This is a genomic window from Paraglaciecola sp. MB-3u-78 (assembly GCF_002835935.1).
Lineage (GTDB): Bacteria > Pseudomonadota > Gammaproteobacteria > Enterobacterales > Alteromonadaceae > Paraglaciecola.
In genome coordinates this window covers 20,416-36,229 of the sequence record NZ_PJCF01000013.1, presented here as the reverse complement: position 1 = coordinate 36,229, position 15,814 = coordinate 20,416, and the positions used below count along the sequence as shown (strand labels likewise).

General features: G+C 41.3%; 14 protein-coding genes and 2 tRNA genes. 14 read left to right on the top strand and 2 right to left on the bottom strand.

Annotated features, from left to right (window positions below):
* Positions 1-92: 92 nt before the first annotated feature.
* Both CXF95_RS24040 and CXF95_RS24035 read right to left on the bottom strand, forming a co-directional pair.
* Positions 93-3,650 (bottom strand): M1 family aminopeptidase, encoded by a 3,558-nt coding sequence (locus CXF95_RS24040; protein ID WP_101201049.1) that lies wholly within the window; start codon positions 3,648-3,650, stop codon positions 93-95.
* A gap of 12 nt (positions 3,651-3,662) precedes the next feature.
* Positions 3,663-4,568, bottom strand: coding sequence for an ABC transporter ATP-binding protein (locus CXF95_RS24035; protein ID WP_101201048.1), 906 nt, complete (start codon positions 4,566-4,568; stop codon positions 3,663-3,665).
* A 177-nt stretch (positions 4,569-4,745) separates the two neighbouring features.
* Between CXF95_RS24035 and aspS the strand changes: the two genes are divergently transcribed.
* From aspS to CXF95_RS23965, 14 genes are all read left to right on the top strand, one after another.
* Complete coding sequence (gene aspS, locus CXF95_RS24030; protein WP_101201047.1) at positions 4,746-6,512, top strand: aspartate--tRNA ligase; 1,767 nt, start codon at positions 4,746-4,748, stop codon at positions 6,510-6,512.
* Positions 6,513-6,524: 12 nt separating this feature from the next.
* Positions 6,525-6,974, top strand: coding sequence for a dihydroneopterin triphosphate diphosphatase (nudB, locus tag CXF95_RS24025; protein ID WP_101201046.1), 450 nt, complete (start codon positions 6,525-6,527; stop codon positions 6,972-6,974).
* Positions 6,975-7,025: 51 nt separating this feature from the next.
* Positions 7,026-7,547 carry a crossover junction endodeoxyribonuclease RuvC gene (gene ruvC / locus CXF95_RS24020; RefSeq protein ID WP_101201045.1) on the top strand — a complete coding sequence of 174 codons (522 nt, stop codon included), beginning with the start codon at positions 7,026-7,028 and terminating at the stop codon, positions 7,545-7,547.
* A 112-nt stretch (positions 7,548-7,659) separates the two neighbouring features.
* Positions 7,660-8,283 (top strand): Holliday junction branch migration protein RuvA, encoded by a 624-nt coding sequence (gene ruvA, locus CXF95_RS24015; RefSeq protein ID WP_101201044.1) that lies wholly within the window; start codon positions 7,660-7,662, stop codon positions 8,281-8,283.
* A 123-nt stretch (positions 8,284-8,406) separates the two neighbouring features.
* On the top strand, positions 8,407-9,414 hold the full coding sequence (gene ruvB / locus CXF95_RS24010) for a Holliday junction branch migration DNA helicase RuvB (RefSeq protein WP_101201043.1): 1,008 nt from the start codon (positions 8,407-8,409) through the stop codon (positions 9,412-9,414).
* 420 nt (positions 9,415-9,834) lie between these two features.
* Positions 9,835-10,239: a tol-pal system-associated acyl-CoA thioesterase gene (gene ybgC / locus CXF95_RS24005; RefSeq protein WP_101201042.1), complete on the top strand. Its 405-nt coding sequence runs from the start codon at positions 9,835-9,837 to the stop codon at positions 10,237-10,239.
* A complete protein-coding gene (gene tolQ, locus CXF95_RS24000; protein WP_101201041.1) occupies positions 10,229-10,939 on the top strand; it encodes a protein TolQ in 711 nt (236 codons plus the stop codon). The genes ybgC and tolQ overlap by 11 nt, the downstream gene beginning before the upstream one ends.
* Positions 10,940-10,950: 11 nt before the next feature.
* On the top strand, positions 10,951-11,373 hold the full coding sequence (tolR, locus tag CXF95_RS23995; protein ID WP_101201040.1) for a protein TolR: 423 nt from the start codon (positions 10,951-10,953) through the stop codon (positions 11,371-11,373).
* 8 nt (positions 11,374-11,381) lie between these two features.
* Positions 11,382-12,275 (top strand): cell envelope integrity protein TolA, encoded by an 894-nt coding sequence (gene tolA, locus CXF95_RS23990; RefSeq protein ID WP_101201039.1) that lies wholly within the window; start codon positions 11,382-11,384, stop codon positions 12,273-12,275.
* Positions 12,275-13,645, top strand: a complete 1,371-nt coding sequence (tolB, locus tag CXF95_RS23985) for a Tol-Pal system beta propeller repeat protein TolB (RefSeq protein WP_101201038.1) — start codon at positions 12,275-12,277, stop codon at positions 13,643-13,645. The genes tolA and tolB overlap by 1 nt, the downstream gene beginning before the upstream one ends.
* Before the next feature lie 42 nt (positions 13,646-13,687).
* A complete protein-coding gene (gene pal / locus CXF95_RS23980; RefSeq protein WP_101201037.1) occupies positions 13,688-14,257 on the top strand; it encodes a peptidoglycan-associated lipoprotein Pal in 570 nt (189 codons plus the stop codon).
* Between the two features lie 12 nt (positions 14,258-14,269).
* Positions 14,270-15,016: a tol-pal system protein YbgF gene (gene ybgF / locus CXF95_RS23975; protein WP_101201036.1), complete on the top strand. Its 747-nt coding sequence runs from the start codon at positions 14,270-14,272 to the stop codon at positions 15,014-15,016.
* Between the two features lie 242 nt (positions 15,017-15,258).
* Positions 15,259-15,334 (top strand) — tRNA-Lys (locus CXF95_RS23970).
* Between the two features lie 49 nt (positions 15,335-15,383).
* A tRNA-Lys gene (locus CXF95_RS23965) sits at positions 15,384-15,459 on the top strand.
* The last annotated feature ends 355 nt before the right edge of the window (positions 15,460-15,814 follow it).

Here is a 15,814-nt window from a genome sequence, read left to right as displayed (position 1 = left end):
AAATTTGAGATGGGCTGGTTCTGCTGGATAATCGTCATATTGTTGCCAATAAAAAAGCCCTCAAATGAGGGCTTATCTTTATAAATTAACCATTACAACTTAATGATATTATTACCTGTGTCTCGGTCAATAAAACGTACAAAGGGGTCGATACCTGCATAGTTAGGCATTCCGTCAACGATTAATTCGATGACGGTATCGCCACTTTCAATGGCGTGTAGGCCTTGATAAATAATTTTGTTTTCAACGGCAAAATCATTGGGATCTTCACTGAATAAAACAATCTCAACTTCTTTTGCAAAAGGCTGCTCTGTTTCTTTACCCTTACCATCAGCGCTAAACTTTTGTGCTGATACGGTTAAGGTAACTTTGGTTTTACCCTCTTCAAGCGCTTCCTTTACCACCTCTTTGGCGCGCAAATCGTAAATAGTAATTTGCTCAAACAAGTCTTTAATATAAGCCTGTTCTGCTGTATTAGATACATTATCTAAATGTCTGACTAAGTCTAAAGTAGTAGGGTACAAGTCTTCTCTAAACTTATATTCGTTTAACAATGCTTGTAGGGCTTGATTAAGACGCTCTTCACCTAGCTTATTAACTAACGCCATCATCACTACTGAGCCTTTGCGGTAATGAATATATTGTTGGTTTTCCGAGCGTAACAGTGGCATTTCTTCAATCCGTTCTGCGCTTCGACCTCTTAGGTAGCTATCTAACTCATAAGTCAGGAACTTACGCAGCCGGGTTTCGCCGTACTTTTTCTTCATGACCATTAATGCACTGTATTGCGACAACGTTTCCGATAATATCGCACTACCTTGCACATTGGCCGCGTTCAGTTGATGGCCCCACCATTGGTGGGCCACTTCGTGAGCAGTAACATAATACACAGGGTCAATATCGTCTGGGTTGCGTAAGTCTGAAATAAAGCCAATGTTTTCAGAGTAAGGCACGGTATTGGCAAAACTTTGCGCAAAACTGCGGTAACCTGGAAACTCAATAATCCGTAATTGTTGGTGTTGATAGGGGCCAAACTCCTGTTGGAAGTAGTCGAGTGAGTCTTGGCTCGACTCAATCATTCTGTCCACATTCCAATGATGATTTTTATGGTAGTAAACCTCAATATTAATTCCATTATGTTCAACTTGTTTCTTTTCGAGGTTAGCCGACATTATGCTAAAAAAGTTGACCATAGGTGCATCCATTTCGTACCGATAATAATTGCGGCCATCCTGTTGCCACTCTTTTTGCAAATATCCAGGCACAATTGCAAATTGATCGTCGCTTGTAGAGACTGTGGCACTAAAATCAATAAACTCGACACCTCTGCCAAAAAAGCTTTCCGTATAGCGGCTAGTATCTTCAAGTTTATATGCCCGCTGTAATGGCTCTAAGTCTCGTTTACGGCGTTCATGTTGATCGCTTATTTGGTAACTTTCGTTGAAACCAAAAGAGGGAAACAATTCGAAGTTGTTAATAAAAGTACCGTTTTTCACTAAGGTATTGTCTTCACCTCTGTCTTTAAACCCTTGATGAGAGCGGGTCACTTTGAATTGACCCGCGCGTTCTTCACCAGGAGCCATAGGTTGAGTAAATTCAAACCATGCAATGTTGTATTTGGTATTAGTTTCACCTAATTTCCCTCCAGAGATGACCACATCATAGTCTTTGGTGAATCGTGGAATATTGACCAGAAAACGCTTGATGGATTGATCTGTGCGGTTAATAAGCGTGATGGCCGCGCTAGCTTCGATACGTCGTTCTTCTGGGAAGATATCGATTGCCGCATCGACGGCAACTACGCTTGGCATAGGCGCGTCACGAAATTCCACATAATCTTTTTCGTAAGCGGCTTGTGTGTTCAAACTCTCTTCTTGGCCAGTAAAGTCATTCAAAACTTTGGTGTTGTAATGAATATAGCCACCTGTCGCCAGAAATATCAGCATTGCCGCCACTGCAATACTTTTACCTTGCTTACCTAGCTGATAACTTAACAAACTAAAACGTTGTTTAAGGGATGCATGAGGACCCCTTTGCCACATGCCATAACTCATCACACCCAGCACCACTGACAGAGCAGTCCAATAAAGCATGTACCAGTTCTGAGTCTGCATAAACCAGCCGTAGCCATTCAAATCTGAGTATTGCAAAACAGGCGCGGCACCAAAATTAAACATGTTGTGTTCAATGCCTATTTGAGGGAAGGCAATGGATACAAAGATGTAGCCAACAAAAATCAACATGCCCACATATTTATTAGGGCTGAGTACTTGAATTAAAAAAGCGAGCACTACGGTTAAACAAAATGGCAATACGGCGAAATACACTAAGCTTATTAAATATTGTCCGAATTCGATATTTTCATAACCCGAGAGCAATTGTTTAATAATCGCGACTCCCAAGCCCAAAAAATGCAGCGATACGATCACTAACATAACGGCAAGTAATTTTGATAACCAAAAAGTGACGTTGGGCACAGGCATACTGTCTACAATATCGCCCATTCCCACAGTCCGTTCACGCCACACTACTTCTGCAGTGTAATAAGTGATGACAATAATGGTCATTAAGCCAAAAGCACCCACAATAATTTGTACTAAGGTTTGAGTGAGCGGCCAGTTTGGGGCGCCATATATACCGTTTATGTCGAAAAAACTGGCAATAAGTTGAAAGGCCGAGAACAGCAATAAAACAGGAAATGCTGGGCTGAGCACGACCTGCTTTATTTCAAATTTGGTGCGAAGAATCAATTGCGCAAAACCGTTATTAGCTGAGGCCTTAATCGCAATATTGCTATTAGCGGGTATCACGTCGATTTTTTCTTTCTTGGATTTTTTATTGGCTTTGATTGCGGTTAAATTTAATGGTTTAAACAGTCCGCCTGTGGTCAGCAAAATAAAGCCTCCCAACGTTAGCCACAATAAGCGGTTTTGTAATATTGCCCCCTCAAAAACCGGTAATAATGAATTCTTTTCAAAGGATGTCCAGTAACGGGTATATTCACGAAATGAATTGAGTCCAAAAGGGTCTAGCAGTGCTCTAATAGTTCGTTGCTCGGGTTCATTAAACACTTGTCCTGCGACAACATATAAAATAAATAGACCTAGCGCACAGATGTAGCCTGCCATCACACTTTTGAAAAGATTCGTTGCTCCGTAAAATAAGGCTGAAAATACAAAAATGGTCGTGGTGGAAAAAATCAAGAAGGGTTGCAGGTACATCATCAAGCTGTTGGGGCCAATTCTTTCGCCATCGACCCAAGGCATTAAGCTTCCTATCAATATACCCAGTGGCACCATGAAAAATACGCTTAGACATATCAAATATGCGCCCAAAAACCTTCCAAGATTATAACTAAAGGGTTTAATTGGTTTGGTATAAATAATCTCTGACATCAAAGATGTATGGTTGCGTGTTGCGGTACCTGCAACAAAGTTGACCACCATAAACATGGCAAATATGCTTAAAATTAGCATAATTTGGGCCACAGCAAAGGGGCTATTAAACAGCACATTACCACCTGAGCCAATTTGCACCTGATCAATGGTGATGGCCAAAAATGGTAATAAGAAGAAGACCAAACAGGTCACAATAAAAGAGGGTTGGCGAGTAAAATAGCGCCATTCAAACCCTAACATTTGAGTAAACATTATAGAGCTTCCTTATGCTACTTGGGTTGAATGAGAGTTTTGTTGAGAGCTCTGTCGAGAATTATGCAAGGTAGAGAAATACACATCTTCTAATGTCGCAGGGGTGCTTTCAAAACCTTCAGGCGCGTCGGGAGCCAGTACATGTAAAACCGTGCGACCCGCGAACAGGCGTTTTGAAATAACAGGCAGAGTATTTTCCAATACGGCGGCTTCATCGATAGATACCGTTTTACGCCAAATTTGTCCGTTTAAGTCGGCGGTGATGTCTAATGGATTACCTTGTAACAATATTTGGCCGTTACCTAATACCGCCATATTCGGGCAAAGCTCAGATACGTCATCGACTATATGTGTCGATAAAATAATGACTTTTTCTTCGCCTAACGTTACAAGAAGGTTATGGAAACGATTACGTTCTTCTGGATCAAGGCCGGCTGTGGGTTCGTCTACAATTAATAAGTCAGGGTCGCCTAACAAGGCTTGTGCAATACCAAAACGTTGACGCATGCCACCAGAAAAACCACTGACTGCTTTTTTACGGTGTTGAAACAAATTAGTGTGAGCCAATAAGCCGTCAACGGCTTCTTTACGTTCACCTTTGTTAGCAATGCCTTTTAGAATAGCTAAATGATCTAATAAATCGTAAGCACTAACACGGGGATACACACCAAAATCTTGCGGCAAATAACCTAAACGTTGACGTAATTCATTGGGCTGTGTGAGCACATTGATTTGGTCAAAGTAAATACTGCCGGTATCGGGTTGTTGCAGCGTTGCAATGGTACGCATCAAACTGGATTTACCTGCACCGTTGGGGCCAAGTAAACCAAATAAGCCTTTTGGGATATCTAAGTTGACGCTGTTAAGAGCTTTTACGCCGTTGTCGTAAGTTTTTGTTATATTTTTAATTTTTAGCATTGTTCGATCCCTGTTTTTAGTTTTTATTGTTGTAAATATGCAGAATTCATTTTCATTAGTCTATAGAAGCAACATTTTCTTACGAAAACCGAGAATTTAATTTAGGAGACTGCTGATCCGGTATATACTCTGCGGCCTTAATTTTTCATCAAAGTTTACGTTTTAAAGGCGGTTTTCATGCGCACGGACTATTGTGGCAACATCAATTCATCTTATATCGGACAAACCGTCACTTTGTGTGGCTGGGTTAATCGTAGTCGCGATTTAGGTGGGGTTATTTTTCTCGACCTACGGGATCGAGAAGGTGTGGTGCAGGTGGTGTTTGACCCTGATTTAGTCGAAACCTTTGATACTGCAAATAGCCTACGTAACGAATTTTGTGTGCAGTTAAGTGGTGAGGTGCGCGCCAGACCACCAGGCCAAGTCAATAAAGATATGTCTACTGGCGAAATCGAAATGCTCGGTACATCTTTGACTATTCTAAACAAAGCTGCGCCACTACCCCTAGATTGGAATCAAGAGAATTCCGAAGAACAGCGACTTAAATATCGTTATTTAGACCTACGTCGTCCATTGATGAGCGATCGTTTAAAATTCCGGGCCAAAGTGACCAGCACTGTGCGCAATTATCTTGAAAACGATGGTTTTTTGGATATCGAAACACCTATTCTGACCAAAGCGACACCAGAAGGTGCCCGTGATTATTTGGTGCCAAGCCGCACCCATAAAGGCCAGTTTTTTGCTTTGCCACAATCACCACAATTGTTTAAACAATTATTGATGATGTCGGGTATGGACAAATATTATCAAATCGTAAAATGTTTCCGTGACGAAGATTTACGAGCAGATCGCCAACCTGAATTCACTCAGATTGATATTGAAACTACCTTCTTAGATGCTGGTGGTGTGATGGCGATTACGGAAGGTTTAATACGTAATTTATTCCAAAAAATGTTATCGGTGGATTTGGGCGAGTTCCCAAGCATGACCTACGCCGATGCCATGCGCCGTTTTGGTAGCGACAAACCTGATTTACGTAACCCATTAGAATTGACTGATATAGCTGATTTACTGAAAGACGTTGAATTTAAAGTGTTCTCTGGCCCCGCCAACGACGCTAAAGGACGTGTTGCCGTTATCCGAGTGCCGGGCGGTGCTAAGTTATCTCGCAAGCAGATTGACGACTACGGTAAATTTGTCGGCATATACGGTGCTAAAGGTTTGGCATGGATGAAAGTCAACGACATTGATGCTGGAATGGAAGGATTGCAATCACCTATCCTTAAGTTTTTAACTGAAGACGTGGCCAAAGGTATTTTAGAACGCAGTGGCGCGCAAAATGGCGACATTCTGTTGTTCGGTGCTGACAGCAACACAGTGGTGACCGAAGCATTAGGAGCCCTCAGACTAAAATTAGGCGAAGATTTAGATTTATTAGAAGGCAAGTGGAAACCGCTTTGGGTAGTCGACTTTCCTATGTTTGAAGAATTTGATGGCCAGTTCCATGCATTGCATCATCCGTTTACAGCACCCAGAGATATGACCCCCGATGAGCTAGCGGCTAACCCTGCAGGTGCCTTGTCAAATGCTTACGATATGGTCTTAAATGGTTGTGAGTTAGGGGGCGGTTCGGTACGTATTCACCAACAAGATATGCAAGCCAAAGTGTTTTCATTGTTAGGAATTAGTGATGAAGAAGCCGAAATGAAGTTTGGTTTCTTGCTTGAAGCCCTTAAGTTTGGTGCGCCGCCCCATGCTGGTTTAGCTTTTGGTTTAGACCGCTTGGTGATGTTAATGACGGGGGCTACTTCTATTCGTGATGTGATGGCCTTTCCTAAAACCAACACCGCGGCTTGTCCTTTGACAAATGCACCTGGTGCAGCCAACCCAGAGCAACTCAAAGAGCTGTCGATTCAAACTGTGGTAGAAAAGAAAGCTGATTAATCGATTAATACAGTGGAACCAGTATATCGTATTCCTCAATCTGCCCTCACGGTTGTATATAACCGTGCTGGGCAGGTGTTGGTGATGCAGCGCAATGACGATCCCGAATTTTGGCAATCAGTGACAGGCACCTTAGAGCAAGGTGAAAAGCCAATCGACACGGCTCGGCGTGAGGTGTTGGAAGAAACCAGCATTGATATCACACAATCTGCTTACCAGCTAATGGATTGCCATAAAATCAATACCTATGAAATCCGTGATAGGTGGAAACACCGCTATCCACCGGGTACAGCCTACAACACCGAACATGTATTTGCGGTTGAAGTCGCCAATGATCAGGGCATAGTGTTAACAGAACACTCTGCCTATTTATGGTTAGACAAACCAACCGCTATGCAAAAAGTGTGGTCAGACACTAATCGTGAGGCAATCTCTTTATATGTGCCAGATGCCAATATATAAACTCAATCGTTACCTTAATTGGTTAACTGCGACAGTTCGAGTCATGGACTAATGGCGATTATTTTGGGTATTGATCCCGGCTCTCGTATTACAGGTTATGGTGTCATTAAAAAAGTCGGTCAGAAATCCGAATATATCGGAAGTGGCTGTATTCGCTTGCAAGGCGATGAGCTTGCTCCAAGGTTAAAACAAATCTTCGATGGTGTGAGAGAAATTATTCACCAATTCCAACCTACCCAGTTTGCGATTGAACAAGTCTTTATGGCGAAAAACCCTGATTCAGCACTAAAGCTTGGTCAAGCCAGAGGCGCCGCGATAGTGGCTGCAACGACTTTTGATTTACCCGTTGCTGAATATTCAGCGCGGCAAATCAAACAATCAGTTGTGGGTAACGGTAATGCGGACAAATCTCAAGTTCAGCACATGGTGACGTACTTATTAGGGCTGGCCTCAAAACCCCAAGCCGATGCCGCTGATGCTCTCGCTGTTGCTCTGTGTCACAATCATACCCAACAAAGCTTAATACAAATGTCCGGCCAAGCCACAAAAACGGTGCGTGGGCGGTTGCGATAACTCGCTTGAGATAAGGCGGTTGCGATAACTCGCCTGAGATAGGTCGGTTATGGTAAGTCGATTTAAATAACTCGTTAAAACTAGCCGTTAGTTAAAAACACAAGGAAACAACATGATTGGTAATATTCGTGGCATATTAATTGAAAAGCAGCCACCGGAAATTCTGATAGAAGCGGGGGGCGTGGGGTATGAAGTACAAGTGCCTATGACCAGTTTTTATCAATTACCCGAAATTGGTCAAGAAGCCAATATATGTATTCATTTTGTGGTGCGTGAAGATGCACAACTGTTATTTGGTTTTGCCAATAAACAAGAACGGGCTGTCTTTCGTGAACTAATTAAAGCAAGCGGAGTCGGGCCAAAGTTAGCGCTCACTATCTTGTCTGGTATGAATGCGCAACAATTTATGCAATGTGTCAGTTTGGAAGATGTGACCGGTTTAACTAAACTACCTGGAGTCGGCAAAAAAACGGCTGAACGCTTAGTCATTGAAATGCGCGATAGGTTAAGCAAGTTAGCCAAAGATCAGGGCTATGCACAAACAGTACATCTCACACCTGATTTACCTGTTGAGAACACCTTTGTGCAACGCACCGATGCGAAAGAGGAAGCGTTAAGTGCGTTGATTGCTTTGGGATACAAATCTCCACAGGCAATGAGAGTGATTAATGGGGTATATAAAGAAGGTCTTAGCAGCGAAGCACTTATTCGAGAAGCCTTACGAGCCATGGTCTAAAAAGTCTAACAAAATCACTCAAGGCAACAAGTCTATTAAAGCGACTTTTTAAAGACGGCTTTCAATAATTTTGTTACTGTATAAAAGTACACTCTTTCACTTAAAATATTAGTTAAATAACACATGATTGAAGCAGACCGCATAATAAAACCTACCGCCAACCATGAAGATGAAGTGGTTGACCGCGCCATAAGACCTAAAATGTTGGCAGATTATACGGGGCAAAATCATGTTTGTTCGCAAATGGAAATTTTTATTGAGGCAGCGCGAAAACGTAGTGATGCTTTAGATCACTTACTTATTTTTGGTCCTCCTGGTTTAGGTAAAACTACATTAGCCTATATTGTTGCGAATGAAATGGGGGTAAACATTAAGACCACCTCTGGTCCTGTACTTGAAAAAGCGGGTGATTTGGCCGCGCTTTTGACAAACCTCGAAGAAAATGATGTGTTATTTATTGATGAAATTCATCGTCTTAGCCCTGTAGTTGAAGAAATTTTGTATCCCGCAATGGAAGACTACCAGTTGGATATCATGATTGGTGAAGGTCCAGCGGCGCGGTCAATCAAATTAGAATTACCCCCTTTTACTTTAATAGGCGCTACAACTAGAGCAGGCTCACTCACGTCGCCTCTTCGAGACCGTTTTGGCATAGTGCAGCGTCTTGAATTTTATAACATTAAAGACCTCACCCAAATTGTAAAACGCTCGGCCAGTTACTTAAATTTAATCTTGCAAGAAGAAGGGGCACTTGAAATTGCTAGAAGATCGAGAGGCACCCCTCGGATTAGCAATAGACTATTACGCCGAGTAAGAGATTTTGCCGAAGTCCGAGCAGACGGAAATATTACCTTAGAGGTAGCTAGTCAAGCCTTGGATATCTTGGACGTCGATAAAGAAGGCCTTGATTATATGGATCGTAAGTTACTGTTAGCCATTATTGAAACATTTATGGGTGGCCCTGTGGGGCTGGATAATCTAGCCGCGGCTATAGGCGAAGAAAGAGAAACGATAGAAGATGTGATTGAGCCGTTTTTGATCCAGCAAGGCTTTTTGCAGCGAACTCCAAGAGGACGAATTGCCTCACAACGTGCTTTTTTGCACTTTGGTAAAGATTACTCACCTGAGTAGTTATTTTTAGGGCTTGACCTAAAACTTTAAGACAAAAAAAAGCCCACATATTAGATATGGGCCAAACAACTAGTGTTAAAGGAAATAAATCCAGGGAACATGTCAAATAAACTATTTACCCCATCATTTAACTTCAAAAAGATAAACAATGTGCAGTTCAGGAAACAAGGCGTATTCTAGTCAGATTAATCAAATACACAATTGAATTAAATTAATCTTTGGATTACAAAAACTAATGCATTTTAATTCTGCATTCAACTCAAATGAATCATTTGTTATTTGTTTACTTATAACATTATGAATTATATCGGATATTTGTATGGTGTGTTTTTTGTTCTATTAATATTTCTGTTGCTTGTTATTTTTTTGTTGCTTAAATGTATTTTCAATTTTTCTTAGACAAATAAAAGTGTTTTTACCATGAGCAAACATAGTCATAATGTGCGAGTGTATTACGAGGACACAGACGCCGGAGGCATAGTTTATTACGCTAACTATCTGAAGTTCTTTGAGCGCGCCAGAACCGAGTGGTTAAGGCAAATGGGCACAGAGCAAGACATTCTTTTGGAACGTTCCGTGGGTTTTGTCGTCAAACGGGTTGAAATGGACAATCACGCGCCTGCTCGTTTCAATGAATTGTTGTGTATTCAGTCTGAAATAGTAGAATTGAAGCGTGCTAGTTTACTATTCAAACAAATAATAATAAGTCCAAACGAACAACGTTTGGTCAGTGCTTTAATTAGAGTCGCTTGTGTCAATTTATCCAATATGAAACCACAAGCTATTCCTGTCAAAATTTTAGGGGAATTTTCACGTGTCATCTGAGATATCTTTCATCGATCTTATTTTAGAGGCCAGTTTTCTTGTTCAACTGGTCATGTTGTTGTTGCTTGGGGCATCCGTTGCCTCATGGGCATTTATTTTTGAACGCAGCCGCGCACTCAATTTTGCCCGTTCTGAGATGAAAAAGTTTGAAGATAAATTTTGGTCTGGTGTCGACCTTAATCAATTTTACAAAGAATTAGCTGCTCGTCAATCACTGGAAGGCATGGCCAGTATGTTTTGTGCCGGTTTTAAAGAATTTGTTCGATCTCGTAAGAACGTTTCTACTCCAGCCGAAGCAGTCATGGAAGGTGCTTCAAGGGCTATGCGAGTTTCTTTATCCCGTGAAATAGACCGTTTAGAAAGTCGACTCCCCTTTTTGGCTACCACGGGTTCAATTAGTCCTTATATTGGTTTGTTTGGGACTGTGTGGGGGATAATGAATTCGTTTATCGCTCTAGGTGGTCAACAACAAGCCACCTTATCCATGGTTGCGCCAGGTATCGCTGAAGCATTGATTGCCACTGCAATGGGGTTGTTTGCTGCTATTCCAGCTGTTATCGCCTACAACCGATTTAGCCATCAAGTAGAAAAACTTGAAAATAGCTACGGCAATTTTATGGAGGAATTCTCCAGTATTTTACATCGACAGGCATTATCATCAGGTGAGAATACTTCTCACTCAGCCCAAACGACTGTTTAGGCTGATTCATTATGTATGTAAGAAAGCGCAGACGCCCAGTTTCAGAAATTAACGTGGTTCCCTATATTGACGTAATGTTAGTGTTGCTGATTATTTTTATGGTAACCGCGCCGCTTGTTACTCAAGGTGTGAAAGTGGATTTACCTAAAGCACAAGCCCAGCCTTTGGATGAAGAGTCAAAACCTCCTTTGGTTGCATCTGTTGATGCCCAAGGCCAATATTTTTTGAATGTGGGTGATAGTCAACAAGAGCCTATGTCAGCGGTAGATTTGGCAACCTTAGTGGCTGCGCATCTACGAATTGAACCAAACACACCTGTAGTGGTTAAAGGTGATGGAGCTGTTGCTTATAGTGAAGTGGTGCAGTTGATGGTGTTGTTGCAACGGGCTGGTGCGCCTTCCGTTGGCTTAATGACTACGCCACCCGAGGGTTAATAAATAAAATGTCTAAGCTGCGTATCGCACTTTCTATTTCTTTATTTTTGCATTTAGCTGTGATTGCTGGGTTGTTGATAAACGGGCATTTTTCTAAGTCCAAAGTGACACCTGAAGCCTTTAATTTAGAGCCTATTATTGAAGCAACAGTGATTGATGAAAATATGTTGCAGAAACAAGTTCAGAAGGTAAAGGATGAACAAACAGCTAAACGTGTAAAAGAAGAAAATCGAGTGAAAGAGCTTGAACGTCGTGCTACAGATGCAGAAAAGAGGCGCAAAGAACAAGAGACCGAAGTATCAAAATTAAAAGAGCAGACTAAGAAACAGCAAGTAGATAAGCAAAAAGCTGAACAAGCGGCCGTAGCTGCAAGAGAAAAGCAAAAGCAAGAAAAGGCTAAAGCTAAGCAGCTAGAAGATGATCGCAAGCGTAAAGAATTAGAAAAGGAAAAAGCCGAAGAGCAAGCTAAACAAGCTAAGGCAAAACGCGAGAAAGAAGAAAAGGCCCTGAAAGAAGCTGAACGCAAGCGTCAAGATGAGAAGGATAAAGCTGAACAAGAAAAAATACTTGAAGATCAGCTTCAGGCAGAACAAGCTGTTCGTCAACAAAAAAGAAATAAACAAGTTTTGACCGAGGTGCAAAAATACCAAGCGCTCATCAAACAAACTATTCAGCGCAATTTGATTGTTGATGATGCGATGAAAGGTAAGTCTTGTCGTTTGAATATTCGTTTAGCTTCAAATGGCTTAGTGACTCAAGTAACAGAATTGGGTGGAAATACCATTTTATGCCGAGCTGCCAAAGCTGCTGTATTTAAATCAGATACATTGCCTGTGTCAAAAGAAGCCGATGTTTACCAAAAATTACGTGAAATTAATTTAACCGTTGAGCCAGAATTATAATGTTTAAAACACTGTCCATAACTAAGCAGGTATTGCTTTCATTTTTTATTTTATCAATCAGTTTTCGCAGCTTTGCAGCATTAGAAATTGTTATAACTGAGGGTATCGATACTTCCAGACCAATAGGTGTGGTGCCATTCCAATGGGTGGGTGAAGGTGTTATGCCAGAAAAACTCACTAATGTGATTGCTGCTGACTTACGCCGCAGTGGTAAATTTAATCCTATTGATGCTAACGATATGCCGCAATATCCCTATTCAGACAAAGACGTAGACTACAGTGCATGGGCATCTAAAGGTATTGAAGCAGTGTTGGTCGGCAAAGTTGAACTATCTGGCATTGATAGATACACGGTGTCATATGAGTTAATCGATGTATTACGTGGTCAAATTACTGGTGGTCAGTCGCAAGTGCTAAGTGGAGGCAAACTGATTGCTAGCAATGATCATGTGTTAGCCGTCAGTAAAATGACTATTTCAGGCAATGATTTTAGACGGCACTCACATCGCATTAGTGATGTGGTCTACGAAAAATTAACGGGTGAACGAGGTGCTTTTCTGACCCGTATTGCTTATGTCATCGTCCGGGACAGAGACGTGCATGAATTACCCTTTCAGTTAGTTGTTGCAGATTATGATGGCGCCAATGAAACCACTTTACTGCGTTCACCTGAGCCATTAATGTCACCTTCTTGGTCTCCTGATGGTACTAAATTAGCTTACGTCAGCTTTGAGAATAAACGTCCGCAAATATTTATCCAAGATATCTACACCATGAATAGAACACAAATGACCAGTTTCCCAGGGATTAATGGTTCACCCAAGTTCTCGCCTGATGGCAAGACGTTAGCTTTGGTGCTATCAAAAGATGGTAACCCTGAACTCTATCTGATGAATATTGCCAGTAGGCAACTACGCAGAGTAACTAAAAATAGAGCAATTGATACTGAACCAAGCTGGACTCCAGATGGTCAGAGCTTAATATTTAGTTCAGAACGGGGTGGTAAACCTCAGATATATCGCGTAAATTTAGCATCTGGTAAGATTCGTCGCTTGACTTTTGAAGGCGAAATGAACTTAGGGGGAACTATTACCCCAGATGGCAAACAAATGGTGATGGTCAATCGTACTCGTGGTAATTACCATATATCACGGCAAGATTTGACAAACGGCAATCTACAGGTATTAACTGAAACCTATTTAGATGAATCACCCAGTATTGCCCCTAACGGTAGTATGATTATTTACAGTACATTACATCAAGGCAAGCAAGTATTGTCTTTAGTGTCTTTGGATGGCAGATTTAAAGCGCTTTTGCCAGCGGCCGATGGCCAGGTGAAAGCGCCTACATGGTCACCATTTTTGCGTTAATTTTACATTTTTACTTAAATTCAATAAAAACAGGAAAAAAGAATGCAACTAAATAAAATTTTTAAAGGGTTAGTTATCGCTCTTCCAGTTGTAACTATGATGGCTTGTTCATCAACAGACGATACTGCAGCAAAAGTGGCTTCAGAAGAATCACGAATTGCCCAAGAGCAAGCAGAGGCGGATCGTAAAGCGCAAGAAGCACGTGATTCAATGGTTGAAACCGGCACAGTTAAACCTGTAATGACTCCTGCAGAAGAAATGAAGCAAGAATTAATGGCGCTAGAAAACAATCAGTTGGTTTACTTTGATTTTGACCGTGCCAGCATTAGCTCTAATTTTTATAACGTTTTAGATCAACACGCTGCATTTTTAACAAAAAACAGTGGACAGTCAATTGTGATTGAAGGTCACTGTGATAGCCGTGGCACGCCCGAATATAATATTGCATTAGGTGAGTCTCGTGCTAAATCAGTGCAAACTTATTTATTGAACGCAGGTGTGAGTGCATCACAAATGTCTGTTGTGTCCTACGGCGAAGAAAAGCCTGTTAACACTAGTTCATCTGAAGCGGCTTTTGCTGAAAACCGCCGCGGTGTTTTGGTTTACCAATAATAGAAGCCTAATATGATGAAACGCACCTTAGCGATAAGTTTGCTAGGGCTATATGTAGCCGCAGTGATTGCGGCTCCTGCGCCTGTGACAGATGTAACCAGTGGTAATAGCGATCAACGTATTACCGAGCTGGAAAGAAAGTTTTCAGCACGTACAGAAGCCCAACATCGTCAGCAAGTTCAGCTGGATGTGATGCAAAACGAGGTAAATGAACTTCGTGGTGCAATGGAAGTGCAAAACTATCAGTTAGAGAAAATTCTGGAACGTCAAAGAGAGCTCTATCTAGAAATAGATAAACGTATCGAAGCGGTCAAGACTCAACCTCAAACAATGCCTACGGCAGTTGTCAACAACACAGCTTCAACTGTAGAAGCCCCTTTATCAGCGAATGAGAATGACGCTTATGATAAAGCGGTGAATTTGATCCTCAAAGATAGGTTATATGAACAAGCAATACCTGAGTTTCAAAGGTTTTTACAAAACTTCCCGAATTCTAGTTATGTCCCTAATGCACATTATTGGTTAGGGCAGTTATTGTTTAACAAACAAGATTGGGCTGGTGCCGGTGAACAATTTCAGTCGTTAATTGTTAATTATCCAGATTCGACTAAAAGAGCGGATGCAACGTTGAAGTTGGGAATAACTGAGATGGAACGTTCTAATGCAGCCCGCGCTAAACAACTTTGGGAACAAGTTGTTGCTGAATTTCCCGACTCGTCTTCAGCTAAATTAGCTGAAAAGCGACTCAAAGGACTGTAATTAATTAATATGCCTGTATCGTTTTGATTGTGTTCCTAAAATACAATTGAGATATATATGGGCTATTTATGTGGTTTTCATGTGATTTTTTTCAGTCGTCATGGTTCGTTAAATAGACTATTGTTCGGTTTTTCAGCAAACGGTTTGAATTATTGAAATAATAATGCCATTTGGGTTGCACTGGAGTTTCAATTGAGTATTATATGCCGCCTTCGCTTGAGGCGGAAAGAAAAATGAAAGATGGGTCGTTAGCTCAGCTGGTAGAGCAGTTGACTTTTAATCAATTGGTCGCTGGTTCGAATCCAGCACGACCCACCATTTTTCTATCACTTCATGCAATGTGAGTACTTAGTAAAGTTTAATCGATGGGTCGTTAGCTCAGCTGGTAGAGCAGTTGACTTTTAATCAATTGGTCGCTGGTTCGAATCCAGCACGACCCACCATTATCTTTATAATCTCACTATCTTCTTTTTAGTAAAGTTAAGCACATTTCAAGTCATTCTTAATCTCACAAATACTCATCTGTGATGTCATTCATCCATATTTGACTTCTCGATTACTGCTCCTGTCTTGTTCTTCCTTTCTGCATCCATGCAGGTCATATGTTCAACCAAGTGTTATTGTGCAGTTAAAGACTCTGGCTTCACCCCACCCATGTCTTTAATTGATTCAGGTTAAATATATTCCAAATCACTAGAAACCTTCACCCGAGTCAATCATACCTTGCCGATAATATACACTTGGTATTGCCTGCTGTGGTAAGCCATTTAATCGAGCTGAACTGCGTTCTTAAAGCGT